This window comes from Ottowia sp., assembly GCF_035325765.1.
GTDB lineage: Bacteria > Pseudomonadota > Gammaproteobacteria > Burkholderiales > Burkholderiaceae_C > Ottowia.
Window position 1 is genome coordinate 39,860 of sequence record NZ_DAOKZG010000009.1, and the last position, 25,199, is coordinate 65,058.

A 25,199-nucleotide genomic window follows, 5' to 3' on the forward strand; every position below is an offset into this window, starting at 1 on the left:
CCGCCCGAAGCCCGATGAGCGCTGACGCCCCCTCCTTCAAGACCTCCACCCTGGCCGAGTGGCAGAAGGCCGCCGCCCGGTCCGCCCCGGGCGGCGACGTGTCGGCCCTTGACTGGGTCACGCTCGACGGCATCCGGGTCAAGCCGCTCTACACGGCCGAGGACACCGCCGGCCTGCCGTACGCCAACACGCTGCCGGGTTTCGAGCCCTTCGTGCGCGGGCCGCAGGCGACCATGTATGCCGGCCGGCCCTGGACCATCCGCCAGTACGCCGGCTTCTCGACGGCCGAGGAGAGCAACGCCTTCTATCGCAAGTCGCTGGCGGCCGGTGGCCAGGGCGTCAGCGTGGCGTTCGACCTGGCGACGCACCGCGGCTACGACAGCGACCACCCGCGCGTGACCGGCGACGTCGGCAAGGCCGGCGTGGCGATCGACAGCGTCGAGGACATGAAGGTGCTGTTCGACGGCATCCCGCTCGACAAGGTGAGCGTGTCCATGACCATGAACGGCGCCGTGCTGCCGGTGCTGGCCGGCTACATCGTGGCGGCCGAGGAGCAGGGCGTGAGCCAGGAGCAGCTGGCCGGGACCATCCAGAACGACATCCTCAAGGAGTTCATGGTCCGCAACACCTACATCTACCCGCCCGAGGCCTCGATGCGCATCGTTGGCGACATCATCGAGTACACGGCCCGGCACATGCCGCGCTTCAACTCGATCTCGATCAGCGGCTACCACATGCAGGAGGCGGGCGCCACGCAGGCACTGGAGCTGGCCTTCACGCTGGCCGACGGCAAGGAGTACGTGAAGACCGCGCTCGCCAAGGGCATGGATGTGGACGACTTCGCCGGCCGCCTGTCCTTCTTCTGGGCGATCGGCATGAATTTCTACCTCGAGATCGCCAAGATGCGCGCCGCGCGCCTGCTCTGGTGCCGCATCATGAAGGGCTTTGGCGCGCAGAAGCCCAAGAGCCTGATGCTGCGCACGCACTGCCAGACCTCGGGCTGGTCGCTGACCGAGCAGGACCCCTACAACAACATCGTGCGCACCGCGATCGAGGCCATGGCGGCGGTGTTCGGCGGCACGCAGTCGCTGCACACGAACTCCTTCGACGAGGCCATCGCGCTGCCGACCGAGTTTTCCGCCCGCATCGCGCGCAACACCCAGCTCATCATCCAGGAGGAGACGCACATCACCAGCGTGGTCGACCCCTGGGCCGGCAGCTACATGATGGAGAAGCTGACGCAGGACATGGCCGACGCCGCCTGGGCCATCATCGAGGAGGTCGACGCCATGGGCGGCATGACCCAGGCCGTGGACTCGGGCTGGGCCAAGCTGAAGATCGAGGCCGCGGCGGCCGAGAAGCAGGCCCGCATCGACGCCGGCAAGGACGTCATCGTCGGCGTGAACAAGTACCGGCTCGACAAGGAGGATCCGGTCGACATCCTGGAGGTGGACAACGTCCGCGTGCGCGAACAGCAGATCGCGCGCCTGAGGGAAATCCGGCAGAAGCGCGATGCCGCGCGCGTGCAGCAGGCGCTGGCTGCCATCACGAAAGTGGCGGAAGGCGGCCAGGGCAACCTGCTGGCCGCCACCGTCGAAGCCATTCGTGCCCGCGCCACCGTGGGCGAAGTGAGTGATGCCATGGAACAGGTCTTCGGGCGCCATCGCGCCGACACGCAGAAGGTCACCGGCGTCTACGCCGCCGCCTACGCGGGCGCCGAGGGCTGGGACAGGTTGAAGAAGGAAATCGACGCCTTTGCCGAACAGGAAGGGCGCCGGCCACGCGTCATGATCGCGAAGCTGGGCCAGGACGGCCACGACCGCGGCGCCAAGGTGGTGGCCACGGCCTTTGCCGACCTGGGCTTCGACATCGACATCGGCAGCCTGTTCCAGACGCCCGAGGAATGCGCGCGCCAGGCGATCGAGAACGACGTGCACGCCGTGGGCGTCAGCACGCTCGCGGCCGGCCACAAGACCCTCGTGCCGGCGATCATCAAGGAGTTGCACAAGCAGGGCGCCGACGACATCGTCGTCTTCGTCGGCGGCGTGGTGCCGCGCCAGGACTACGAGTTCCTGTACGAGGCCGGCGTCAAGGGCATCTACGGGCCCGGCACGCCGATTCCCGCCAGCGCCAAGGACGTGCTGGAGCAGATCAAGAAGGCGCATGCGTAATATGGCGGGAACGTGATACAGTAATACAGTATTTCTTGGAGATAACCATGGCTGTATCCGTTCGCATGAATCCTTTGCTCGAAAAGGAGCTCGAGCTGGCCGCGCAGCGCAAGGGCGTGACCAAGTCGCAATTCATCATTGACGCGGTCGAGCGCGCGCTCGGACGCAAGAACCCATATGAGCTGATGCTGCAGGCCAAGGCCGAGATGGCGGAGGATCCTCGCAGCGGCGAACTGGCCCGAGCCTTTGCGGCCGAGCACGACAAGCCCTACGACACCGAGCGCTCGCGCGCCGACCTGATCGCCCGGCTCAAGGCCAAGCATGGCTTGCGCGCTGATTGACGCCAGCGCCATGGTCGCGGCCTTTGGCGCCGATGAGCCCGAGGGCCAGCGCTACCAGGAACTGCTGGCGCGAGCAGCGCAGGAGCACTGGAGCCTGTGGACCACCTGGCCCTGTGTGGTGGAGGCGTCGTACCTGATCGCGCCGCCCCACCGCTTTGCCTTGCTGAACTGGCTGGGCCGCGGCGCGGTGTCGATCGCCGTGTTCGAGCAGGCGGCGTTGAGCGACTGGGTGCCTGTGATGCAGCGCTACACCGAGCGCCCGCGCACCGAAATGGACCTGGCCGACGCCTCGCTCTATCAGTTGGCGCTCGACACTGGCGTGACGCGGATCATGACGCTCGACGAACGAGACTTCTCGCGCTACCGCTTGCCCGATGGCCGGGCGTTCGAGATTCTGTGAGCTTCGATGCCCAGCAGGTGGTTCTTGATCGACGCACCGAAACACGCCCTGAGGAGGAATGATGTCAACAGGCAGCCGGTCGAGGAAAGGTCCAAATTTTGTGCAATGGTTTGGGCCGCTGCTGGAGGCACTCCGTGAACTTGGAGGCTCGGCCACGCCGAAGGAAGCCGTGGAACGCGTCGCACGGATCGCCAACGTGACTCAGGCACAGCGAGAAGAGACAGTCAAGTCGGGGATGGAGCGTTTCGCCAATCAGGTCTATTGGGCACGTCAGTATCTGGTGTGGGCAGGCTTGATCGACAGTAGCAAGCGTGGCGTTTGGACATTGACATCCGAGGGCTTGAAAACAACGCTCGACCAGAAATCTGCCCTGGCACTCTTTGATCAGGTGCGCCAGCGCTATGCGGCACCAGAAAAGAGCGGTCCGTCTGGCGGGTCGGGTTCGAAGTCCGACGAGGGCATATCGGAGGACTCAGAACAGGCTGACGAGGATGATGAATACGAGCGATTCATCGTTGTTTTGCAGTCGCTCTCGCCAAGCGGATTTGAGCGCCTGAGCCTTCGCTTGCTTAGGGAGGCAGGTTTCGACAGGTTGGAGGTGACCGGACGTTCCAACGATGGAGGCATTGACGGCATCGGAGTGCTGCAGGTCAATGATTTGGTCAGTTTCAACGTCGTATTTCAGTGCAAGAAGTGGGCGAGTGCGGTGCCGCCGAAAGAAATCCGTGACCTTCGTGGTGCGATGGCGGGCCGCGCAGACAAAGCTATCTTTCTGACGACGAGCCGGTTCACCGGCAGTGCGAGAGAAGAGGCCCTACGACCCGGAACCGATCCGGTTGAGCTGGTGGATGGCGAGAAACTCTACGAGATGTTCAAGAAGTATGAACTTGGCCTGAAGCCGCGGACGGTGTACGACATCGATGACGCTTTTTTTGAACCGTTTCGGACATGAACATCGAAGAGGTCCGAGTTGCGCTAGGTGGGCCTCCCGGCCCGGCCCAGCGCCGCGCCATCGCCAAGGCCATCACCCTGCTCGAGTCCACGCGCGCCGACCACCGCGCGCAGGCCGACGCGCTGCTGACGGCGCTGCTGCCGCACACGGGCAACTCGCTGCGGCTGGCCATCAGCGGCGTGCCGGGGGTGGGCAAGAGCACCTTCATCGAGGCGCTGGGCGTCTACCTGATCGAGCGTGGGCACCGCGTCGCGGTGCTGGCAATCGACCCCTCGTCCACCGTCTCGGGCGGCTCGATCCTGGGCGACAAGACGCGCATGGAACGCCTGTCGGCGCTGGAGCATGCCTACATCCGCCCGAGCCCCAGCAGCGGCACGTTGGGCGGAGTGGCCGAAAAGACGCGCGAGTCCATGCTGGTGTGCGAGGCCGCGGGCTACGATATCGTGCTGGTCGAGACGGTGGGCGTGGGCCAGAGCGAGACTGCGGCGCACGGCATGACCGACATGTTCGTGGTGCTGCAGCTGCCCAACGCGGGCGACGACCTGCAGGCGATCAAGAAGGGCGTGATGGAACTGGCCGACCTGGTGGTGATCAACAAGGCCGACCTGGATCCGGCGGCGGCGACGCGCGCGCGCGCCCAGATCCAGTCGGCGTTGCGCGTGTTCGGCCAGCAGGGCAATCCGCAGCATGCGCGGCACGACACCGGCCTCTGGCATCCCGAGGTGATCCAGCTCAGCGGCCTGAAGGGCGAGGGGCTGGACCAATTCTGGGACTGCGTGACGCGCTTTCGTGAACTGCAAGTGGCCAGCGGGCGCCTGGCGGCGCGGCGCCAGCAGCAGGCCCAGGCCTGGATGTGGTCGCTCATCGAGTCCGGACTCAAGCTGGTGTTTCGCCAGCACCCCGGCGTGGCCGGGCAGCTGGCTGACGTGACCGAGCAGGTGGTCCAGGGCCGGCTGGCACCGTCCACGGCGGCGCGGCAGTTGCTCGCGGCCGCGGGCTGGCCGTCGGCCACGGCGCCGCACGAGACGGGCCGGGGCAGCTGATGGACTGGCGCCTGCAGCCCGCCGAGAAGGAACGCATCGCGGCGTCCGCGGGCTGGCGCGCGCAGCGCGTGGAGGTGTTCGACACTTCGCTCGGCCGTGTCATCGCGAAGGGCCAGCGGCCGCTGCGCAGTCCCACGCGCCACCGCGTGCTGAACGCGATCGCGCGGCTGGTGGGCGCGCCATTCCTCGGCGCCGTGCCTGTGCATGGCGGCGCGCAGGCGCAGGCGGTGGAAATCCGGCGCCTGCAGGCGCTGCACGATGCCGGCCTGCCCGTGCCCCGGGTGCTGCACGTGGCGCACGACCATTTCATCATGACCTGGCTGGGTTCCAGCCATCTCGCGCAGTTGCTGGCCGGGCGCCATCCGCTGGCCTTCGAGCTGTGGCGCGAGGGGGGCCAGGCGCTGGTGCGCGTGCACGCCGCCGGACAGTACCTGAGCCAGTGCTTCGGTCGCAACCTGATCATCGACGACCGCGCCGAGCCGCCGCGCTTTGCCGGCATGATCGACTTCGAGGACGATCCGCTCGAGGTCATGAGCCTGCCCGAGGCGCAGGTGCGCGACTGGATGATCTACCTGCAAAGCACGCTGTGGGACCTGCAGGTGCCGCGCGAACAGGTCGACGCCGCACTCGACGCCCTGATGGCGGCCGAACGTCCCGAGGTGCGCGCGCTGTTTGGTGCCGCCTGCCGGCGCCTGGCCTGGCTGCGCTGCCTGCCGCAAAGCCGCCGCTGGGGTCGCGACACCATGGCGGTACAGGCGGTGGCCGCAGCCGCCCACCGCTGGCAGCGCCGCCACCGCGGCGTGCTGGCCCGTTCTTCATCTTCTGCACCAACCGAGCAACGCAATGAACCCCATTCTTGAGCAACTGGACAACAAGCGCGCGGCCGCCCGCCTGGGCGGCGGGCAAAAGCGCATCGACGCGCAGCACGCCAAGGGCAAGCTGACCGCGCGCGAGCGCATCGAGGTGCTGCTGGACGCCGGCAGCTTCGAGGAGTGGGACATGTTCGTCGAGCACCGCTGCGCCGACTTCGGCATGGACGCCACGCACATCCCGGGCGACGGCGTGGTGACCGGCTACGGCACCATCAACGGCCGCCTGGTGTTCGTCTTCAGCCAGGACTTCACGGTGTTCGGCGGCGCGCTGTCGGAGGCACACGCCGAGAAGATCTGCAAGGTGATGGACCAGGCCATGAAGGTGGGCGCGCCGGTGATCGGCCTGAACGACTCCGGCGGCGCGCGCATCCAGGAGGGCGTGGCCAGCCTGGGCGGATACGCCGAGGTGTTCCAGCGCAACGTCATGGCCAGCGGCGTGATCCCGCAGATCAGCATGATCATGGGCCCGTGCGCGGGCGGCGCCGTGTATTCGCCCGCCATGACCGACTTCATCTTCATGGTCAAGGACACCAGCTACATGTTCGTCACCGGCCCCGAGGTGGTGAAGACCGTGACGCACGAGAGCGTGAGCTCGGAAGAGCTCGGCGGCGCGGTGACGCACACCACCCGCAGCGGCGTGGCGGATCTCGCGTTCGAGAACGACGTCGAGGCGCTGCTGATGCTGCGACGCTTCTTCAACTACATCCCGGCCAGCAACCGCGAGAAGGCGCCGTTTCGGCCCTCCAAGGACCCGGTGGACCGCGCCGACCGCAGCCTGGACAGCCTGGTGCCGCAGAACCCCAACCTTCCCTACGATATCAAGGAAGCCATCGTCAAGACGGTGGACGACGCCGAGTTCTTCGAGCTGCAGCCCGACTACGCCGCCAACATCGTAATCGGCTTCGGCCGCATGGACGGCCACGTGGTCGGCGTGGTCGCCAACCAGCCGCTGGTGCTGGCCGGCTGCCTGGACATCCGGAGCAGCATCAAGGCGGCGCGCTTCGTGCGCTTCTGCGACGCCTTCAACATCCCCATCCTGACCTTCGTCGACGTGCCCGGCTTCATGCCCGGCACGGCGCAGGAATACGGCGGCATCATCAAGCACGGCGCCAAGCTGCTCTACGCCTACGCGGAATGCACGGTGCCCAAGATCACCGTGATCACGCGCAAGGCCTATGGCGGCGCCTACGACGTGATGAGCTCCAAGCACCTGCGCGGCGACGTCAACCTGGCCTGGCCCAACGCCGAGATTGCCGTGATGGGCGCCAAGGGCGCGGTGGAGATCATCTTCCGCCAGGACAAGGACGACCCCGGGAAGCTCGCCGCGCGCGAGGCCGAATACAAGGCGCGCTTTGCCAACCCCTTCGTGGCCGGTGCGCGCGGCTACATCGACGACGTGATCCAGCCACACGAGACGCGCCAGCGCATCTGTCGCAGCCTGGCGATGCTGAAGGACAAGACGCTGGAGAACCCGTGGCGCAAGCACGGGAACATTCCGCTGTGACTCGGGAGCCATGACGTGCAAGTCATTCGCAGCCAGTCGTTCAGCGCGGACCGCGCCTGGGCCAGCCTGTCCATCGCCAGCATGAACGGGGTCTCGGTCAAGCTGCACTGGACGGACCAACCCTATCGCTGGCATGTCAACGACGGCGAGGAAGTGTTTGCCGTGATGGACGGCGTGGTCGACATGCACTGCCGTGTCGATGGCCAGGCGCGCATCGAGACCTTGCGCGCCGGCGACATCTTCCACGCGGACGTCGGAACGGAGCACGTGGCCCATCCCCAGGGGCAGGTCCGGGTGCTCGTCGTCGAGAAAGAAGGAAGCATTTGAATGTTCAAGAAGATCATGACCGCCAACCGCGGCGACCAGTGGCGAAGCGGCGCGGGAACGCAGCCCGGTTGCATGGCACGCGCTGCGCGCACAGACGATTTCGACGCGGAGATCAACCATGTTTAAGAAAATCCTGATCGCCAACCGCGGCGAAATCGCCTGCCGCGTCATCACGACGGCCCGCCAGATGGGCATCGCCACCGTGGCCGTGTATTCCGACGCCGACGCCAATGCGCGCCATGTCGCACTGGCCGACGAGGCCGTGCGCCTGGGTCCGCCGCCCTCGCGCGAGTCCTACCTGCTGGCCGACAAGATCATCGAGGCCTGCAAGGCCACGGGCGCCGAAGCGGTGCATCCGGGCTACGGCTTCCTGTCGGAGAACGCCGAGTTCGCGCGCCGCGTGGAGGAGGAGGGCATCGTCTTCATCGGTCCGAAGCACCACGCCATCGCCGCCATGGGCGACAAGATCGCGTCCAAGAAGCTGGCTGGGGACGCGAAGGTCAGCACCATCCCGGGCTACAACAGCGCCATCGACAGCGCCGAGCACGCGGTCGAGATCGCCAGGGACATCGGCTACCCGGTGATGATCAAGGCCAGTGCCGGGGGCGGCGGCAAGGGGCTGCGTGTGGCCTTCAACGACCAGGAGGCGCTGGACGGCTTCACCTCGTGCAAGCACGAGGCGCTGAACAGCTTTGGCGACGACCGCGTGTTCATCGAGAAGTTCGTGCAGGAGCCGCGCCACATCGAGATCCAGGTGCTGGCGGACGCGCACGGCAACGCCGTGTATCTCAACGAGCGCGAATGCTCGATCCAGCGGCGCCACCAGAAGGTGCTGGAGGAGGCGCCGTCGCCCTTCATCAGCGAGGCCACGCGGCGCGCCATGGGCGAGCAGGCGGTGCAACTCGCCAAGGCCGTGGGCTACCAGAGCGCGGGCACGGTGGAGTTCGTGGTCGGCAAGGACCAGGACTTCTACTTCCTCGAGATGAACACGCGGCTGCAGGTCGAGCATCCGGTGACTGAGCTGATCACCGGCCTGGACCTGGTGGAGCAGATGATCCGCGTCGCAGCGGGCGAGAAGCTCGCCTTCACGCAATCGGAAGTCAGGCGCGAGGGCTGGGCCATCGAATGCCGCATCAACGCCGAGGACCCGTTCCGCGGCTTCCTGCCGTCCACCGGCCGCCTGGTGCGTTTCGAGCCGCCCGAGCAGCAGCTGCAACAGGGGCAGGCCACGACGGCACTGGGCGTGCGCGTGGACACCGGCGTCATCGACGGCGGCGAAATCCCGATGTACTACGACTCGATGATCGCCAAGCTCATCGTGCACGGCAGCGACCGGGGCGATGCCATCGCGCGCATGCAGGAGGCGCTGAACGGCTTCGTGATCCAGGGCGTGCAGAGCAACATCCCGTTCCAGGCCGCGCTGCTGGCACACCCGGAGTTCGTGGCCGGGCGCTTCAACACCGGCTTCATTGCCGAGCACTACCCGCACGGCTTTCGCGCCGAGGATGTGTCGCACCCCGATCCGGACTTCCTGATCGCGCTCGCGGCACGCCTGCACATGTTCTACCGCAACCGTGCCCAGGGCCTGCAGGGCCAGTTCTGGGAAGGCCACAAGCGCCTGCCGAGACGCGAGTTCACCGTCTGCGTGCTCGGTCGCGAGGGTCGCAACCGCTACGTCGACGTCAGCCTGGGCGAGGTGGCGCTGGGCGCGCCGACGCGCGTGACGGTGCAGGCCGAGGACGGCGAGCGCGTCTACGAGTTGAGCCTGGATCGGTTCCTGGGCGACGTGCGCGTCACCGGGAGCGCCAATGGCCGGCCCTTCACGGCGCAGATGGCGCGCGGGAAGACCAACAATCCGCTGGTCACGCGCGTCATCCACGACGGCGCGCGGCTGGACGCCATCGTCATGCATCCACGCACGGCTGAGCTGCACAAGCTGATGCCGTACAAGGCACCGCCGGACATGAGCAAGTTCGTGCTCTCGCCCATGCCGGGCCTGCTGGTGCAGGTCGCGGTGCAGCCGGGGCAGGAGGTCAAGGCGGGCGAGCGCGTGGCCGTGATCGAGGCCATGAAGATGGAGAACGTGCTGTTCGCCAGCGCGGATGGCGTGGTCAAGGAGGTCAAGGCGCAGCCGGGCGACAGCCTGGCGGTGGACCAGGCGATCGTCGAGTTCGAGTAGGGCGGCGACGCGGCGGTGGCGGGGTTCGAACTCAGGCTGCCCGTGCATGCGACACCGGGTGCCCGGCGCACCGGACCGGCGGGCGCGCGTGGCGACGCACTGCGCGTGCGGCTGGCGGCGCCGCCGGTGGATGGCAAGGCCAATGCCGAGCTGATTGCCTGGGCGGCACGCGCGTTCGGGCTGCCCAGGGCGCGTGTCGAGTTGCTGCACGGCGGGGGCAGCCGGCAGAAGCTGCTGGTGCTGCGCCTGGATTCCGCCGATGCGCTCGCGCGCGCGCAGGCCCAGGTCTCGGCCTGGATGGATCCGTCCGGCGACCACGGTTGAAGTCGCGATGGCGCGGACGCCCCTGAAGCCGCTGGCTGCCCCGGCCATCCACCCCGATGCGCCGCGTCGGCGGGCGGTCGTGGCTGCGCTGCTGGGCGGTGTCGCCGCCGGCCTGCCGCTGGCAGGTCAGGCCCGGCGCGTGGATCCGGCTCCAATGCGCGCGCTCGCCTGGCCGCCAGCGCCGCCTGCGCTCGGTGCGCGCCAGCAGCAGGCCCTTGCCGGGCGGCTTGGCACGGGTTTCGATGACGTGCAGAGCGTGGCCGTGCTGCATCGGGGCCACCTGGCATTCGAGTTCCAGCGCCCGGGCGTGGCGCCCGGGGCCCTGCAGGAGGTGCAGTCGGTCACCAAGAGCGTGCTGTCGCTGCTGTTCGGCCAGGCCATGGCCGACGGCCTGGTGCGCGGGCCCGACGAGCTGGTGGCGCTGCGCCTGCCGGCCATGCTGCGCCTGGGCGCGGATGCGCGCCTGCGCCAGCTGCGCTTCGTCCACCTCCTGACCATGACCGCCGGCTGGGCGGGCGAACAGACGGCGCGGCGCGATCGCGACGACAACCTGCGCTGGATCGTGCAGCGACCGTTCCAGGCCGATCCCGGCGCGCGCTTCGCCTACGACAACGGCGCGGCCAACCTGCTGGCCCTGGCGCTGGCCAACGCTGTCGGGCGCCCGCTGGAGCAGTACGCGCGCGAGCGCCTGTTCCAGCCGCTCGGCATCGGGCGATCCAGCTGGCGCCGCGGGGCCCAGGGTCAAGCCATCGGCGCGCACGGGCTGTCGCTGTCCACGCGCGCCATGGTGCGGCTGGGCGAGCTCGTGCTGCACGAGGGGCAGTGGCAGGGCCGTGCCCTCGTGCCGCGCGATCACGTGCGTGCGGCCACCCGCCGCCAGCACGCGGGCGGCGCGCCGCTGGGCAGCGCCTATGGCTACCTGTGGTGGATCGGCGGGCAGGAGCGCGGGCGCCCCGATGCACGCCCGGCCATCATGGCGAGCGGCTATGGCGGGCAGTGGATCCATGTCGATCCGGCGCTCGGCCTCGTGGTGGCGGTGACGGCGCGCCGCACGCCCGAGAGCGCCACGCGCGGACAGGGGCTGGCGCTGATCCAGCGCCACATCTTGCCCGCGGTGCGGAGCATTGCACAATAGCCGCATGATGGATTCCACCGCGCTGCTCGTGGTCGACGCGCAATACGGCTTCATGCCGGGTGGCGGCCTGCCGGTGGCCGATGGCGACGCCATCGTGCCCGTCGTCAACCGCGTCGTGCCGTACTTTGCCAACATCATCCTGACCCAGGACTGGCATCCGGCCGACCACGTCTCGTTTGCCGCCAACCACCCGGGCCGCCAGCCGTTCGAGACCATTCGCCTGCCGTATGGCGAGCAGGTGCTGTGGCCCACGCACTGCGTGCAGGGCACCCACGACGCCGCGCTGCACGCGGGACTGCAACTGGATCGTGCGCAGCTCATCATCCGCAAGGGCTTCCGGCGCGACATCGACAGCTACTCGGCCTTTGTCGAAGCCGACCGCACCACCACCACCGGCCTGGCCGCCTACCTGCAGGCGCGCGGCATCACGCGGCTCTTCCTGTGCGGACTGGCGACCGACTACTGCGTCGCCTGGAGCGCGCTGGACGCCCGCGCCGCCGGCTTCGAGGCGACGGTGATCGAGGACGCCTGCCGCGCCATCGACCTCGACGGCTCGCTGGCCAGGGCCTGGGCCGACATGGCTGCGGCGGGCGTCGTGCGGATGAATTCGCAGCAGCTTGGACGGTGACGGTGGAGACTTAGGGGCAGAACGCGAAGGACGCGAAGGGCGCGAAGAGGGCACGAAGGGCGCGAAAAGATCTCGACTGGATCGGGTTGGGGTCAGCGCTGGAGTGAACAGGCCGTGCTCGTGATGCGCCGCCAAGCATGCCACCGCGCGGAGACGAATTCGGATCGCTGAAACCAGGTTCAAGGGTATTCTTTGGCGTCCTTCGCGTGACTTTCGCGCCCTTCGCGTCCAGCAGTCCGATCCCCAACCCATGTCCACGGAGCACCCCATGACCCGTCCGTTCAAGGTTCTCGGCATCCAGCAGATCGCTATCGGCGGCCCCGACAAGCTGCGCCTGCGCCGGCTCTGGGTCGACATGCTGGGGCTGGAATTGACCGGCAACTTCCGCAGCGAGCGCGAGAACGTCGACGAGGACATCGCCGCCATTGGCAGTGGCCCGTTCAAGGTCGAGGTCGACTTGATGCAGCCGCTCGACCCCGAGCGCAAGCCCGCGGTGCATGCCACGCCACTGAACCACGTCGGCCTGTGGATCGACGACCTGCCAAAGGCCGTGGAGTGGCTCACGGCGCAGGGCGTGCGCTTCGCGCCGGGTGGCATCCGCAAGGGAGCGGCAGGCTACGACATCACCTTCCTGCATCCCAGGGCGAGCGACGAGTTCCCGATCGCGGGCGAAGGCGTGCTGGTCGAGCTGGTGCAGGCGCCGCCCGAGGTCATCCAGGCGTTCGCCGCCCTGGCCGGCCGCTGAGCGCCCGGCCGTGGGCGGCGGCAAACTGATCCGCGTCAAACTTTGCTTGGATTGGGTCGAATGGGGGCTGCAAGCGCCTTAGACTAATTCCATCAATCCGCTTGTTTCAGCCGGACGGCAGCGCGCGTCCAGGGAGTTCGCTCGTGCAACCGACCAACACCCGCGATCCAGCCTATTACCACAAGGTGGTCGACTGCCAGTGGGCCTGCCCCGCCCACACTCCCGTGCCGGAGTATCTGCGGCTGATCGCCCAGGGCCGCTACACCGACTCGTACATGGTCAACTGGGTGGCCAACGTGTTTCCGGGCATCCTGGGCCGCACCTGCGACCGGCCGTGCGAGCCGGCCTGTCGCCGCAGCCGCGTCGAGGAGGCGATCACCGGCAAGCCCGAGCCGGTGGCGATCTGCCGGCTCAAGCGCGTCGCCGCCGACCTGAAGGACGACGTCAGCGCGCGCATGCCGGAGGTGGCGCCGCCCAATGGGCTGCGCGTCGCCTGCGTCGGCGCCGGCCCGGCCTCGCTCACGGTGGCGCGCGACCTGGCGCCGCTGGGCTATGCCGTGACGGTGTTCGATGCGGAGGCCAAGGCGGGCGGTTTCATGCACCAGCAGATTCCACGCTTTCGCCTGCCCGAAAGCGTGATCGACGAGGAGACCGGCTACATCTTCAACCTGGGCGTCGAGTTCCGGCCCGGCCGGCGCATCGAGTCGCTGCGCGCGCTGCTGGACGAAGGCTGGGACGCCGTCTTCGTCGGCAGCGGCGCGCCGCGCGGGCGCGACCTCGACATCCCGGGGCGCAAGGAGGCGGCCGCGCACATCCACATCGGCATCGACTGGCTCGCCTCGGTATCGTTCGGCCACGTCAAGAGCATCGGCAAGCGCGTGATCGTGCTCGGCGGCGGCAACACCGCGATGGACTGCTGCCGCTCGGCGCGGCGCCTGGGCGGCGAGGACGTCAAGGTCATCGTGCGCTCGGGCTTCGACGAGATGAAGGCCTCGCCCTGGGAGAAGGAGGACACCGAGCGCGAGGGCATCCCGATCATCAACCTGCACGTGCCCAAGGCCTTCGTGCACGAAGGCGGGCGCCTGATCGGCATGACCTTCGAGGTCGTGCGCGCCGAGTACGACACCGCCGGCCGGCGCAGCCTGGTGCCGACGGGCGAGCCGGATCCCTTCTTCGCCTGCGACGAGGTGCTGGTGGCGGTCGGCCAGGAAAACGCCTTCCCCTGGATCGAGCGCGACCTGGGCATCGAGTTCGGCCGCTGGGACCTGCCGGTGCTGGGCCCTGACAGCTTCCAGTCCACGCTGCCGCGGGTGTTCTTCGGCGGCGACGCCGCGCTCGGCCCGAAGAACATCATCACCGCCGTGGCGCAGGGCCATGAGGCCGCGGTGTCGATCGACCTGTTCCTGCAGGGTGAGGACGTGTCGCGCAGGCCGCCGCCCTTCACCAACCTGATGTCGCAGAAGATGGGCATCCACGAGTGGAGCTACGACAACGACCCGAGCAACGACCTGCGCTATCCGGTGCCGTGGATCAAGTCGACCGAGGGACTGGCGCGCATCGACGTCGAGGTGGAGCTGGGCTTCGACGCGCGCACCGCGTTCAAGGAAGCCTCGCGCTGCCTCAACTGCGACGTGCAGACCGTGTTCGCGCACGAGCTGTGCATCGAGTGCGACGCCTGCGTCGACATCTGCCCGATGGACTGCATCACCTTCACCGAAAACGGCGACGAGGTCGACCTGCGCCAGCGCCTGAACGCGCCGGCCGAGAACCTGGAACAGGCGTTGCTGGTGTCGCCGCAGGTCAAGACCGGCCGCGTCATGGTCAAGGACGAGGACTTGTGCCTGCATTGCGGCCTGTGCGCCGAGCGCTGTCCCACCGGTGCCTGGGACATGCAGAAGTACCTGCTCTACACAGCCAAGGCCGGGGGCGCGGGTGCCTCGATCGGCTGCACGCGGACGAAGGAGCCGGCATGAAGCGCATTGCCGCCGTCAACGACTTCGTCGTCAAGTTCGCCAATGTCAATGGCTCGGGTTCGGCCAGCGCCAACGAGCTGTTTGCCAAGGCCATCCTGCGCATGGGCGTGCCGGTCAGCCCGCGCAACATCTTTCCGAGCAACATCCAGGGCCTGCCCACCTGGTACGAGGTGCGCATCAGCCAGAAGGGCTATCTGGGCCGCCGCGGCGGCGTCGACATGATGGTGGCGATGAACCCGCAGACCTGGGCCGCGGACGTGGAAGAGCTCGAGCCCGGCGGCTACCTCGTCTACGACAGCACGCGCCCGCGCCTGCCCTCCGAGCTGCGCGACGACGTCACCGTGATCGGCATGCCGCTCACCGAGATCTGCAACGCCACCTACAGCGACCCGCGCCAGCGCCAGCTGTTCAAGAACATCATGTACGTGGGCGCGCTGTCGGTGCTGCTGGACCTCGACGCGGCGGTGCTCGAGCAGCTGCTGGGCGAGCAGTTCGCCGGCAAGGAGCGGCTGCTGGCCGCCAACGTGCAGGCGCTGGGCCTGGGGCGCGAGTTCGCGCGCGAACACCTCGAGCACCCGCTGCCGATCCGCGTCGAGCGCGCGTACCGCGTTGGCCAGCGCATCTTCGTCGACGGCAACACCGCCGCCGGCCTGGGCGCGGTGTATGGCGGCGCCACGGTGTGCGCGTGGTACCCGATCACGCCCTCGACCTCGGTGGCCGAGGCGTTCGAGGCCTACTGCCGGCGCTACCGCGTCGACGCCGAAGGGCGCCACAACTACGCCTTCGTGCAGGCGGAGGACGAACTGGCGTCGATCGGCATCGCCGTGGGCGCGGGCTGGAACGGTTCGCGCGCCTTCACGGCCACCTCGGGCCCCGGCATCTCGCTGATGACCGAGTTCATCGGCCTGGCGTACTTTGCCGAGATTCCGGTCACGCTGGTCAACGTGCAGCGCGGCGGTCCATCCACCGGCATGCCCACGCGCACCCAGCAGGCCGACCTGCTGGCCTGCGCCTACGCCTCGCATGGCGATACCAAGCACGTGCTGCTGCTGCCGGAGGATCCGCGCGAGTGCTTCGAGCACACCGCCGCCGCGCTCGACCTCGCCGATCGCCTGCAGACGCCGGTGTTCGTGATGACGGATCTCGATATCGGCATGAACCAGCGCCTGTGCGAGCCCTTTGCCTGGGACGACGCGCGCGACTACGACCGCGGCAAGGTGATGAGCGCGGCCGACCTGGAGCAGAAGGACTTCGGCCGCTACAAGGACGTCGACGGCGACGGCATCCCGTGGCGCACGCTGCCGGGCACGCACCCGACGCGCGGCAGCTACTTCACGCGCGGCACCACGCGCGACGCCTATGCGCGCTATTCCGAGCGCGGGCCCGACTATGTCTACAACGTGCAACGCCTGCTGCGCAAGTTCGCCACCGCCGCCACCCTGGTGCCGCAGCCGGTGCCGCGCCCGGCGGCGCGGCGCACGCGCCTGGGCGCGATCTTCTTCGGCTCCACCAGCCCGGCCATGCACGAGGCGCTCGACGAGCTGGCGAGCCAGGGCATCCACGTCAACGCGTTGCGCCTGCGCGCCTTTCCGTTCCCGGCCAGCGTGAAGGAGTTCATCGACGCGCACGATACCGTGTACGTGGTCGAGCAGAACCGCGACGCGCAGATGCGCAGCCTGCTGATCAACGAGCTCGAGATCAATCCCGCGCGGCTGCAGCGCGTGCTGCACTACGACGGCACGCCGATCACCGCGCGCTTCATCACGCGCGCCATCACCGACCACGTGCACGAGACCGTGATCGCCCCGTCGGAGGCCCCGTCGCCATGACCTACATCACCAAGCCGCGCCTGCACCACCCGTCGCTGACGAAGAACAAGGTCGGCTACACGCGGCGCGACTACGAGGGCAAGGTCTCGACCCTGTGCGCAGGCTGCGGCCACGACTCGGTCTCGGCCGCCATCATCCAGGCCTGCTGGGAGCTCGACATCGAGCCGCACCGCGTCGCCAAGCTGTCGGGCATCGGCTGCTCGTCCAAGACGCCGGACTACTTCCTCGGCGCCAGCCACGGCTTCAATACCGTGCATGGGCGCATGCCCAGCGTGCTGACCGGCGCCAATCTGGCCAACCGCGATCTGCTGTACCTGGGCGTGTCGGGCGACGGCGACTCGGCCTCGATCGGCCTGGGCCAGTTCGCGCACGCCATGCGGCGCAACGTCAACATGGTCTACATCGTCGAGAACAACGGCGTCTACGGCCTGACCAAGGGCCAGTTCTCGGCCACCGCCGACAAGGGCAGCAAGAGCAAGAAGGGCGTGGTCAACCAGGACAGTCCGGTCGACCTGGTGGGCCTGGCGATGCAGCTTGGCGCGAGCTTCGTCGCACGCAGCTTTTCCGGCGACAAGGAGCAGCTCGTGCCGCTCATCAAGGCGGCGATCGGGCACGGCGGCGCCGCCTTCCTGGACGTCATCAGCCCTTGCGTGACCTTCAACAACCACGCGGGCTCGACGCGCAGCTACGACTGGGTGCGCCAGCACAACGAGGCCGTCAGCCGCATCGACTTCATCTGCGGCCGCGCCGAGATCACCGCCAGCTACGCGCCGGGCGAGGTGGTCGACGTCGAGCAGCACGATGGCAGCGTGCTGCGCCTGCGCAAGCTGCACGCGGATTACGACCCGACCGACCGGGTCGCTGCCATGGCGTCCATGCAGGCCCACGCCGCGCGCGGCGAGCTGATCACCGGACTGCTCTACCTGGAGGCCGAGGCGGGCGACCTGCATGCGGCGCAGCACACCAGCCGGCGGCCACTCAACAGCCTGGGTCGCGCCGAACTGTGCCCGGGAGCCGCGGTGCTGGAGCGCATCAACGCCGGTTTTCGCTGAGTCGGAATCCGGCAAGCCGGGCTGCGTTCGCCCGTGCCGCCCCTGGCGCGCCAGGCAGGGGTGAGCGCCACGGTGCCTGGGTGCATGTGGATGGTGCGCGCGGGCCAGGTTCTGCCCCGGTCACGCGCTGCATGGGCGGCGAGGTCGCGCCAGGGCCCATTCCCGCGCCATCGCTTGCCCAAGCAAAGTTTGCCTGGGCAAATATAAAATGTCGACTTCAACACGCCGCGCTGCGCGGCGTGTTCTGGTTGGTCCATGAAGTCCCCGTCCGTCCCCGCCCCGCGCACCCCGGCCGAAGATGCCGGTCGCGCCTACTACCAGGCCCGGGGCTATCGCGCCGAGGCGGGCGTGCTGTCCCTGCTGCGTCGGGCGCAGCTGGCGATCGGCCAATTGGTCAGCGAGGAGACGGCGCTGGGTGGCTCCACACTGCCCCAATGGGTGCCCCTGTACAAGGTGTATCTGGGCCACGCCGACACCGTGGCCGGGCTGGCACGTGCCTGCCGCGTCGATGCCGGCGCCATGACGCGCCAGCTCGATCGCCTCGAGCGCAAGGGCCTGTGCCGGCGCGTGCGCAGTGACAGCGATCGGCGCGTGGTGCGCATCGAACTGACGACCGAGGGCGTGGCCGAAGCCCGGCGCATGCCGCAGGTGCTCAGCCGGGTCTACAACCGCGTGCTGGCCGATTTCGACCCGGCGGAGTGGCAGCAGTTGCAGACGCTGCTGGCGCGGCTGGCCGAGCACGCCGAAGCCCTGGCCGGTCCCGGAAAGGCGGGCGAGCCTTGAAGCGCCGTTCCCTGTGCGCTGTCGCGGCCCTGGGCGCTGCCCTGCTGGTCGGCTGCGCCGACACCCAGGGCATCCGGTCCGAAGCGCGTCTGCGTGATGCCACGGCATTGGGGCTGGCCGCGGCGATCGAGCCGTCGCTGGCGCCGGCGCCCGACTGGTGGACGGCGCTGGGCGATCCCGCGCTCGATGCCCTGGTGGCGCGCGCGCTGGAGGGCAACCCCAGCCTGCGCGTGGCCGCTGCGCGCATGGCCCGTGCGGACGCCGGCGTGGCCCTGGCGCGTGCCGCCGACGCACCCCAGGTGGGCGCGGGCCTGGAGCTGAACCGCCAGCAGTTTTCCGAGAACTACATCTATCCCCCGCCGCTGGGTGGCTCGGTGCAAAGCCTGGGTGGCCTGAAGCTGTCCGGCAGCTGGGCGCTGGACTTCTTCGGGCGCAACGCGGGCGTGCTGCAGGCGGCCATCGGCCAGGCGCGCGCGGCGGAGGCCGAACACGACGCGGCACGCGTCCTGCTGGTCGCCAACGTGGCACGTGCCTGGATCCAGTGGGCGCGCCTGGCGGGCCAGCGCGAACTGGCCGAGCGCAGTCTCGCGCAGCGCCAGGAAATGCTGGCGCTGGTGGGCGCACGCGCGCGGGCCGGGCTGGACAACCGCATCGAACTGCACCTGAACGAGTCGAACCAGGCCGATGCCCACACCCAGGTACTGGCGCTGGCGCAGCAGATCGAGGCCACCCGCCACGCCCTGGCGGCCCTGCTGGGCGAGCCGCGCCTGCCGGCGGGCGTTGCCGCGCCGAGCCTGGGCCGGCTGCGCCGGCTGGCCGTTCCGGCCGAGCTCCAGGCCGACTGGCTGGGCCGACGCGCCGATATCGCGGCGGCACGCTGGCGCGTCGAGGCGGCGCGCGGCCAGGTGCAGGCGGCACGCGCCGAGTTCTACCCCAACGTCAACCTCGCCGGCGTGCTCGGTTTCGAGAGCCTGGGCTTTGGCCAGTTGCTGCGTGGCGGCAGCTTCGGCTGGAACGTGGGGCCGGCGCTGCGCCTGCCGATCTTCGAGGGCGGTCGCCTGCGCGCCAACCTCAAGGGCTCGGTGGCCGACGAGGATGCGGCCATCGAGAGCTACAACGCCGCCGTGATCGACGCCATGCGCGAGGTGGCCGACCAGTCGCTGGCGCTGCGCGCGGTGGCCGCGCAGCAGGCCCAGCAGGCGCAGGCCCTGGCCGGAGCCGAACGTGCGTGGGAGCTGGCGCGTCAGCGCCAGCGGGCCGGCATCGCCACCGACTTGCAGGTGCTGGCCGCCGAGACGGCGGTGCTGGCGCAGCGCCGGCAGGCGCTCGAGCTGGCGGCGCAGGGCTTCCTGGCACAGGTCGGGCTGGCACAGGCGTTGGGTGGCGGCTGGCAGCCACGCCCCGAGGCCCCACTGGCCCGTGTCAGCGCGCGCTGAGGTCCCAAGAACAAGGATTTGCATGTCCGATGCCCCGACCACCCCGCCTGCGGCCAGCCCGGAGGCGCCGCAGCATCCCTCGTCCAGCACCGTGACGGCAACGCCACGCGGCATGCATCCGTTGCGCAAGCGCGCGCTGCTCACCGTCACCGCCGTGGTGCTGCTGGCGGCGATTGCCTGGGCGCTCTACGACTGGCTGGTGCTGCGCCACGAGGAGTACACCGACAACGCCTACGTCCAGGGCGACGTGGTGCAGATCACGCCGCAGCAGGGCGGCACCGTGACGGCGATCCATGCCGACGAGACGGATCGCGTGCAGGCCGGCCAGGCCTTGGTCGAGCTCGACGGCGCCGATGCACGCGTCGCGCTCGCGCAGGCCGAGGCGGCGCTCGGCCAGGCCGTGCGGCAGGTGCGCACGCTGTACGTGAACAACGCCTCGCTGCAGGCCCAGGTCGGGCTGCGCGAGGCCGACTTGGCCAAGGCGCGCACGCAACTCGCGAGCGCGCGCCAGGACCTGCAGCGGCGCCAGGGCCTGGTGCCGGGAGGCGCGGTGTCGGCCGAGGAGCTGGCGCACGCGCGCACCCAGGTGGCCGGCGCGCAAAGCACGCTCGACGCCGCCCAGGCCGCCGTGCGCGCGGCGCGCGAGCAACTCGCCAGCAACCGCGCCCTGACCGACGGCACGCCGGTGGCGGAGCACCCGAGCGTGCTGGCGGCGGCGGCGCGCGTGCGCGAGGCCTGGCTGGCGGTGCGCCGCACCGTGCTGCCGGCGCCCGTGGCGGGCTATGTCAGCAAGCGCGTGGTGCAGCTCGGCCAGCGGGTCGCGCCGGGCGCGCCGCTGATGTCGGTGGTGCCGCTGGACGCGCTCTGGGTGGACGCCAATTTCAAGGAAAACCAGCTCGGCGTGATCCGCATCGGCCAGCCCGTCAGGCTCACGGCCGACCTGTACGGGGGCAAGGTGGTGTTCGACGGCCGCGTGGTCGGCCTGGGCATCGCCACCGGCGCCGCCAGCGCGCTGCTGCCGGCGCAGAACGCCACCGGCAACTGGATCAAGGTGGTGCAGCGCGTGCCGGTGCGCATCGCGCTCGATCCCCAGCAACTGCGCGCCCATCCGCTGCGCCTGGGCCTGTCGATGGAGGCCACCGTGGACGTGACCGATCAGGACGGCGCCATGCTGGCCGAGGCGGCCAAGCCCGAGCCGCTCGCCCGCACGCCGGTGTTTGCCGACGCCGAGCAGGGTGCCGAGGCGCGCGTGCGCGAAATCATCGCCCACAACCTGGGAACGGCTGCCGCGGCGGGCTCCTGACGCGCGTGATGACGCACCGTCATACGCGGAGGACGCAAAGCTTGCGCAGAGGACACGGAAGATGCCAAGCATGAAGCATGGACCCTGGCCGGCCGGCCGCTGGTCCGGCCGGAGGCGCGACAGCGGGGCCGAGTTCGGGTGGCGTGTCCTGTCCATCCATCCGCTTGGGCCGTCGGCAGGTCCGCGCGCTCGATGGTCCCGCAGCGCCCCAGGGTCGGTCGCGAAGAAGGGTTCGCTGCGTTGCCACGCCCGATGGGAGGCGTGGGCGTGAGCGTCGCCGTCGCGGCCCCGCCGCCGCTCACCGGCAGTGCCCGCGTGCTGGGCACGCTGGCGCTGTCGGCGGCGACCTTCATGAACGTGCTTGACACCTCGATTGCCAATGTCTCGCTGCCGGCGATCGCGGGTGACCTGGGGGTCAGTCCGGTGCAGGGTACCTGGGTCATCACCAGCTTCGCCGTCGCCAATGCCATCGCCGTGCCGCTCACCGGCTGGCTGACGCAGCGGCTCGGCCAGGTACGGCTGTTCGTCGCCAGCGTGCTGCTGTTCGTGCTGTGCTCCTGGCTGTGCGGCCTGGCGCCCAACATGACCTTGCTGGTGTTCTTCCGCGTGCTGCAGGGCTTCGTCGCCGGGCCGATGATTCCGCTGTCGCAGACGCTGCTGCTGTCGAGCTACCCGCCGGCGATGGCCGGACTGGCGATGGCGATGTGGTCGATCACCACCCTGGTGGCGCCCATCACCGGGCCGTTGCTGGGCGGATGGATCACCGACAACATCAGCTGGCCCTGGATCTTCTTCATCAACGTGCCGGTCGGCCTGGTCGCCGCCGCCGGCACCTGGGCCATCTACCGCAAGCGCGAGACGCCGACGCGCCGCATCCCGGTCGATGCCATCGGCCTGGCCCTGCTGGTGCTGTGGGTCGGGGCGCTGCAGGTGATGCTCGACAAGGGCAAGGAGCTCGACTGGTTCGCCTCGCCGCAGATCGTCGCGCTGGCCGTCACCGCGGTGGTCGGCTTCGTGTTCTTCCTGGCCTGGGAGCTGACCGAGGAGCACCCGATCGTCGACCTGTCGCTGTTCCGGGTGCGCAACTTCTGGTCCGGCACCTTGGCCACGGCGGTGGGCTACGGCCTGTTCTTCGCCCTGGTGGTGATCCTGCCGCTGTGGCTGCAGCAATACATGGGCTACACGGCGACGCTGGCGGGCATGATCCTGGCTCCCACGGGCGTGCTGGCGATCGTGCTGGCGCCCGTGGTCGGCCTGACCATCAACCGCGTCGACCCGCGCATCTACGTCAGCGTGTCCTTCGTCGTGTTCGCGCTGGTGATGTGGATGCGCTCGTTGTTCACCACGCAGACCGACTTCGTCACCATCATGGTCCCGACGGTGATCCAGGGCGTCGCGGTGGCGGGCTTCTTCATTCCGCTGGTGACCATCACGCTGTCGGGCCTGCACCCGTCCCGCATCCCGGCCGCGGCCGGCCTGTCGAACTTCGCCCGCCTGACCGCCGGCGCCGTCGGCACCTCGATCAGCGCGACGATGTGGGAAGATCGCACGGCGCTGCATCATGCGCAGCTGAGCGAGCATATCAATCCGGCCAGCGACACTGCCATGCAGGTGCTTAACCAGCTGCAGGCCATGGGCTACAGCCACGAGCAGGCGTTGGGGCTGGTCGACCGGCTGCTCACGCAGCAGGCCAACATGATCTCGACGCAGGAACTGTTCTGGGGCTCGGCCCTGCTGTTCATCGTCCTGATCCCGATCGTCTGGCTGGCGCGGCGACCCAGCGCGCCGCCGGGCGCGGGTGCGGCCGGCGCCCATTGAGCACGATCGCGATCGGGGCTGGATCGGGGTCAGGATGTCGGCTGGCGCGCCCGTGCGCGGGCCAAGGCTGCCGCGATGACCGCGCGCTTTCGTTCGGCCTCGTCGGCGACGGGGACGGACGCCGGGCCAGCCGGCGCAGGCGCTGGCCGCCGCGCTTGCGCCGGCTCGACCTCGGCGCGCGCGCGCCGTGCCTGGGTGGCGGCGTGGCTGGCGCGCGCCTGCTCGGCCTGCGCGGGGCTCCAGGCAGCCCAACCCGTCCGTGAACCGGTCACCGGCTCCATCTGGATGCAGTCGACCGGGCAGGCGGCCACGCACAGCTCGCAGCCGGTGCAGTCGGACTCGATCACGGTGTGCATGCACTTGTGGCTGCCGACGATGCAGTCTACCGGGCACGCGGCGATGCACAGGGTGCAGCCGATGCACCAGTTTTCGTCGATCCAGGCCACGGCGCGCGGGCCTTCGACGCCGTTTTGCGGGTTGAGCGCCAGTGCCGGCTGACCGGTGAGGGCGGCCAGTCGGCGCACCCCTTCGGCGCCCCCGGGCGGACACTGATTGATGGCGGCATCGCCCGCCGCGATGGCCCGCGCGTAGCTCAGGCAATCGGGATAGCCGCAGCGCGTGCACTGCGTTTGCGGCAAGGCGCCCAGCAGGCGCTGGGCCAGCGCCTCCTGCGAATCCTCGCGGCTCTTGGTCACGGCTCCAGTGTAGTGTTTCTCGCTGCCTGGCTTCCCGCAGGGCGAGCCGCCACGTCGCGTCAAGCGCCTGACAGGGTGAAACACGGCACCCTTGGGTGCCGTGCAGCGCGCTGGCCGTGCGCGCCGCGCGCCGCCGCTCAGGCGGCCTGCTTCAGTTGCGGTTTCGCGCGGCCGGGCCTGGCTGCTGGCGCCGCGGCCTGCGGTCCTGCGGGCAGCGGATATTCGGCGATGAAGGCCTTCACGCGTGGATAGACCTGTTCGCGCCAGCGGCGTCCGCTGAAGATGCCGTAGTGGCCCGCGCCCGGAACCTCGAAGTGATCGCCGGGCCGGCGTGCGATGCCGGCACACAGGTCGTGCGCCGCCGCGGTCTGGCCCGAACCCGAGATGTCGTCGAGTTCGCCCTCGATCGTCAGCAGGGCCGTGGTCTTGATGTCCTGCGGGCGCACGCGCTCGGGCTTGCCCTTGGGCGAGCGCACGTCCCAGGTGCCGTTGACCAGGTCAAAGTCCTGGAACACCACGCGAATGGTTTCCAGATAGTAGTCTGCGTCCATGTCGAGCACGGCGTTGTACTCATCGTAGAACTTGCGATGCGTCTCGGCGCTCGACAGGTCGCCACGGATCAGGTTCTGGAAGTAATCCCAGTGACTGGTGGCATGGCGGTCCGGGTTCATCGCGACGAAGCCGGAATGCTGCAGGAAGCCGGGATAGACGCGCCGCCCAGCGCCCGGGAAATTGTGCGGCACGCGGTAGATCACGTTGTTCTCGAACCACTGGTGGCTGCGCTTGGTCGCCAGGTCGTTCACTTGCGTGGGCGAGCGGCGTGCATCGATCGGGCCGCCCATCATGGTCATGGTCAGCGGCGTCAGTTCGCCGCGGCTGGCCATCAGCGAGATCGCCGCCAATACCGGCACGGTGGGCTGGCACACGCTGACGACGTGGCAGTTGCCGTACTTGGACTGCAGGTGGCGGATGAACTCCTGCACGTAGTTGACGTAGTCGTCCAGATGAAACTCGCCTTCCGACAGCGGCACCATGCGCGCGTTCTTCCAGTCCGTGATGTAGACCTTGTGGTCCTGCAGCATGGTGCGCACGGTCTCGCGCAGCAGGGTGGCGTGATGTCCCGACAGCGGCGCCACGATCAGCACCGGCGGCTGCAGCTTGAGCTTTTCCAGCGTCGGGGGATCGTCCGAGAAGCGCTTGAAGCGGCGCAATTCGCAGAACGGCTTGTCGATTTCGACCCGTTCGTCGATCGCCACCGCCACCTCGTCCACCGGTACCGTGCGGATGCCGAACTCGGGCTTTTCGTAGTCCTTGCCGAGGCGGTGGAACAGCGAGAACGATGCCGATACCCGCTGCGCCATCGGCATTTGCCCCAGCAGCATGTGCTGGTTGCCGTACAGCTTGGAAGCAGCCTCGGCCATTTCGGAGAATGGCTCGATGAGGGCACGCTGGGCTTCGTAGATGTGGTAGAGCATGGGTTGGCAATAAGGTAATAGCTCGTTGCAATATAGCGCAGTGCGCGCGGGTCTGCACTGGGGCTTGATGTCTAATGGGTACTTTCTGTTGCTTTTCAACCCCGGATTCGTCATGAAGGCGACAGTGCCGGCGCCGTGTGCTCCTGCGCCGCCTCGTGGTGCGCGGCGTGGGGCCCCGTGCGCACCCGTGCACGCCCTGCTCGACGCAGCCCCT

General features: G+C 69.0%; 23 protein-coding genes. 21 read left to right on the forward strand and 2 right to left on the reverse strand.

Annotated features, from left to right (window positions below; genetic code table 11):
• Positions 1-14 precede the first annotated feature (14 nt).
• The 21 genes from scpA (at position 15) to PKA16_RS05320 (ending at position 22,815) form a co-directional block, all read left to right on the forward strand.
• Positions 15-2,171, forward strand: coding sequence for a methylmalonyl-CoA mutase (gene scpA, locus PKA16_RS05220; protein WP_324401092.1), 2,157 nt, complete (start codon positions 15-17; stop codon positions 2,169-2,171).
• 65 nt (positions 2,172-2,236) lie between these two features.
• Positions 2,237-2,512 carry a hypothetical protein gene (locus PKA16_RS05225; protein WP_324401094.1) on the forward strand — a complete coding sequence of 92 codons (276 nt, stop codon included), beginning with the start codon at positions 2,237-2,239 and terminating at the stop codon, positions 2,510-2,512.
• Positions 2,493-2,912 (forward strand): PIN domain-containing protein, encoded by a 420-nt coding sequence (locus PKA16_RS05230; protein ID WP_324401096.1) that lies wholly within the window; start codon positions 2,493-2,495, stop codon positions 2,910-2,912. The genes PKA16_RS05225 and PKA16_RS05230 overlap by 20 nt, the downstream gene beginning before the upstream one ends.
• A gap of 61 nt (positions 2,913-2,973) precedes the next feature.
• Positions 2,974-3,864 (forward strand): restriction endonuclease, encoded by an 891-nt coding sequence (locus tag PKA16_RS05235; RefSeq protein ID WP_324401098.1) that lies wholly within the window; start codon positions 2,974-2,976, stop codon positions 3,862-3,864.
• Positions 3,861-4,907: a methylmalonyl Co-A mutase-associated GTPase MeaB gene (meaB, locus tag PKA16_RS05240; protein WP_324401100.1), complete on the forward strand. Its 1,047-nt coding sequence runs from the start codon at positions 3,861-3,863 to the stop codon at positions 4,905-4,907. Before PKA16_RS05235 ends, meaB begins: the two co-directional genes overlap by 4 nt.
• Positions 4,907-5,767, forward strand: coding sequence for a hypothetical protein (locus PKA16_RS05245; protein WP_324401102.1), 861 nt, complete (start codon positions 4,907-4,909; stop codon positions 5,765-5,767). The genes meaB and PKA16_RS05245 overlap by 1 nt, the downstream gene beginning before the upstream one ends.
• Positions 5,751-7,283: an acyl-CoA carboxylase subunit beta gene (locus tag PKA16_RS05250; RefSeq protein WP_324401104.1), complete on the forward strand. Its 1,533-nt coding sequence runs from the start codon at positions 5,751-5,753 to the stop codon at positions 7,281-7,283. The genes PKA16_RS05245 and PKA16_RS05250 overlap by 17 nt, the downstream gene beginning before the upstream one ends.
• Positions 7,284-7,298: 15 nt before the next feature.
• Complete coding sequence (locus PKA16_RS05255; protein ID WP_324401106.1) at positions 7,299-7,610, forward strand: cupin; 312 nt, start codon at positions 7,299-7,301, stop codon at positions 7,608-7,610.
• Positions 7,611-7,736: a hypothetical protein gene (locus PKA16_RS05260; protein WP_324401108.1), complete on the forward strand. Its 126-nt coding sequence runs from the start codon at positions 7,611-7,613 to the stop codon at positions 7,734-7,736.
• Complete coding sequence (locus PKA16_RS05265) at positions 7,729-9,789, forward strand: acetyl/propionyl/methylcrotonyl-CoA carboxylase subunit alpha (RefSeq protein WP_324401110.1); 2,061 nt, start codon at positions 7,729-7,731, stop codon at positions 9,787-9,789. The genes PKA16_RS05260 and PKA16_RS05265 overlap by 8 nt, the downstream gene beginning before the upstream one ends.
• Before the next feature lie 42 nt (positions 9,790-9,831).
• Positions 9,832-10,113, forward strand: coding sequence for a DUF167 domain-containing protein (locus PKA16_RS05270; RefSeq protein ID WP_324401112.1), 282 nt, complete (start codon positions 9,832-9,834; stop codon positions 10,111-10,113).
• A 7-nt stretch (positions 10,114-10,120) separates the two neighbouring features.
• Positions 10,121-11,248, forward strand: coding sequence for a serine hydrolase (locus PKA16_RS05275; RefSeq protein ID WP_324401114.1), 1,128 nt, complete (start codon positions 10,121-10,123; stop codon positions 11,246-11,248).
• 4 nt (positions 11,249-11,252) lie between these two features.
• Positions 11,253-11,876, forward strand: coding sequence for a bifunctional nicotinamidase/pyrazinamidase (pncA, locus tag PKA16_RS05280; protein WP_324401116.1), 624 nt, complete (start codon positions 11,253-11,255; stop codon positions 11,874-11,876).
• 268 nt (positions 11,877-12,144) lie between these two features.
• Positions 12,145-12,621 carry a VOC family protein gene (locus PKA16_RS05285; RefSeq protein ID WP_324401118.1) on the forward strand — a complete coding sequence of 159 codons (477 nt, stop codon included), beginning with the start codon at positions 12,145-12,147 and terminating at the stop codon, positions 12,619-12,621.
• A gap of 143 nt (positions 12,622-12,764) precedes the next feature.
• Positions 12,765-14,594 (forward strand): FAD-dependent oxidoreductase, encoded by a 1,830-nt coding sequence (locus PKA16_RS05290; RefSeq protein ID WP_324401119.1) that lies wholly within the window; start codon positions 12,765-12,767, stop codon positions 14,592-14,594.
• Complete coding sequence (locus PKA16_RS05295; RefSeq protein ID WP_324401121.1) at positions 14,591-16,423, forward strand: 2-oxoacid:acceptor oxidoreductase subunit alpha; 1,833 nt, start codon at positions 14,591-14,593, stop codon at positions 16,421-16,423. The genes PKA16_RS05290 and PKA16_RS05295 overlap by 4 nt, the downstream gene beginning before the upstream one ends.
• Entirely contained in the window at positions 16,420-17,475 is a 1,056-nt protein-coding gene (locus PKA16_RS05300; RefSeq protein WP_324401123.1) for a 2-oxoacid:ferredoxin oxidoreductase subunit beta, read from the forward strand. The genes PKA16_RS05295 and PKA16_RS05300 overlap by 4 nt, the downstream gene beginning before the upstream one ends.
• A gap of 255 nt (positions 17,476-17,730) precedes the next feature.
• Positions 17,731-18,258, forward strand: a complete 528-nt coding sequence (locus tag PKA16_RS05305; RefSeq protein WP_324401125.1) for a MarR family winged helix-turn-helix transcriptional regulator — start codon at positions 17,731-17,733, stop codon at positions 18,256-18,258.
• Positions 18,255-19,694, forward strand: a complete 1,440-nt coding sequence (locus PKA16_RS05310; RefSeq protein WP_324401127.1) for an efflux transporter outer membrane subunit — start codon at positions 18,255-18,257, stop codon at positions 19,692-19,694. The genes PKA16_RS05305 and PKA16_RS05310 overlap by 4 nt, the downstream gene beginning before the upstream one ends.
• Before the next feature lie 22 nt (positions 19,695-19,716).
• Positions 19,717-20,997, forward strand: coding sequence for an efflux RND transporter periplasmic adaptor subunit (locus tag PKA16_RS05315; RefSeq protein WP_324401129.1), 1,281 nt, complete (start codon positions 19,717-19,719; stop codon positions 20,995-20,997).
• Positions 20,998-21,264: 267 nt separating this feature from the next.
• Positions 21,265-22,815 carry a DHA2 family efflux MFS transporter permease subunit gene (locus PKA16_RS05320; RefSeq protein ID WP_324401131.1) on the forward strand — a complete coding sequence of 517 codons (1,551 nt, stop codon included), beginning with the start codon at positions 21,265-21,267 and terminating at the stop codon, positions 22,813-22,815.
• Positions 22,816-22,844: 29 nt separating this feature from the next.
• Here the strand turns inward: PKA16_RS05320 and rsxB are convergent, their stop codons facing one another.
• The gene (gene rsxB, locus PKA16_RS05325) at positions 22,845-23,510 is read right to left on the reverse strand and encodes an electron transport complex subunit RsxB (protein ID WP_324401133.1); all 666 of its coding nucleotides are present in this window, start codon (positions 23,508-23,510) and stop codon (positions 22,845-22,847) included.
• Between the two features lie 137 nt (positions 23,511-23,647).
• Entirely contained in the window at positions 23,648-24,985 is a 1,338-nt protein-coding gene (phaZ, locus tag PKA16_RS05330) for a polyhydroxyalkanoate depolymerase (RefSeq protein WP_324401135.1), read from the reverse strand.
• Positions 24,986-25,199 lie beyond the last annotated feature (214 nt).

Coding starts and splice junctions, on each gene's coding strand:
- PKA16_RS05245 (WP_324401102.1), top strand. CDS start 4,907: ATGGACTGGCGCCTGCAGCCCGCCGAGAAGGAACGCATCGCGGCGTCC.
- phaZ (WP_324401135.1), bottom strand. CDS start 24,985: ATGCTCTACCACATCTACGAAGCCCAGCGTGCCCTCATCGAGCCATTC.
- PKA16_RS05225 (WP_324401094.1), top strand. CDS start 2,237: ATGAATCCTTTGCTCGAAAAGGAGCTCGAGCTGGCCGCGCAGCGCAAG.
- PKA16_RS05235 (WP_324401098.1), top strand. CDS start 2,974: ATGTCAACAGGCAGCCGGTCGAGGAAAGGTCCAAATTTTGTGCAATGG.
- PKA16_RS05275 (WP_324401114.1), top strand. CDS start 10,121: ATGGCGCGGACGCCCCTGAAGCCGCTGGCTGCCCCGGCCATCCACCCC.
- PKA16_RS05285 (WP_324401118.1), top strand. CDS start 12,145: ATGACCCGTCCGTTCAAGGTTCTCGGCATCCAGCAGATCGCTATCGGC.
- PKA16_RS05260 (WP_324401108.1), top strand. CDS start 7,611: ATGTTCAAGAAGATCATGACCGCCAACCGCGGCGACCAGTGGCGAAGC.
- PKA16_RS05305 (WP_324401125.1), top strand. CDS start 17,731: ATGAAGTCCCCGTCCGTCCCCGCCCCGCGCACCCCGGCCGAAGATGCC.
- PKA16_RS05300 (WP_324401123.1), top strand. CDS start 16,420: ATGACCTACATCACCAAGCCGCGCCTGCACCACCCGTCGCTGACGAAG.
- PKA16_RS05295 (WP_324401121.1), top strand. CDS start 14,591: ATGAAGCGCATTGCCGCCGTCAACGACTTCGTCGTCAAGTTCGCCAAT.
- PKA16_RS05315 (WP_324401129.1), top strand. CDS start 19,717: ATGTCCGATGCCCCGACCACCCCGCCTGCGGCCAGCCCGGAGGCGCCG.
- PKA16_RS05230 (WP_324401096.1), top strand. CDS start 2,493: ATGGCTTGCGCGCTGATTGACGCCAGCGCCATGGTCGCGGCCTTTGGC.
- scpA (WP_324401092.1), top strand. CDS start 15: ATGAGCGCTGACGCCCCCTCCTTCAAGACCTCCACCCTGGCCGAGTGG.
- PKA16_RS05250 (WP_324401104.1), top strand. CDS start 5,751: ATGAACCCCATTCTTGAGCAACTGGACAACAAGCGCGCGGCCGCCCGC.
- pncA (WP_324401116.1), top strand. CDS start 11,253: ATGATGGATTCCACCGCGCTGCTCGTGGTCGACGCGCAATACGGCTTC.
- PKA16_RS05265 (WP_324401110.1), top strand. CDS start 7,729: ATGTTTAAGAAAATCCTGATCGCCAACCGCGGCGAAATCGCCTGCCGC.
- meaB (WP_324401100.1), top strand. CDS start 3,861: ATGAACATCGAAGAGGTCCGAGTTGCGCTAGGTGGGCCTCCCGGCCCG.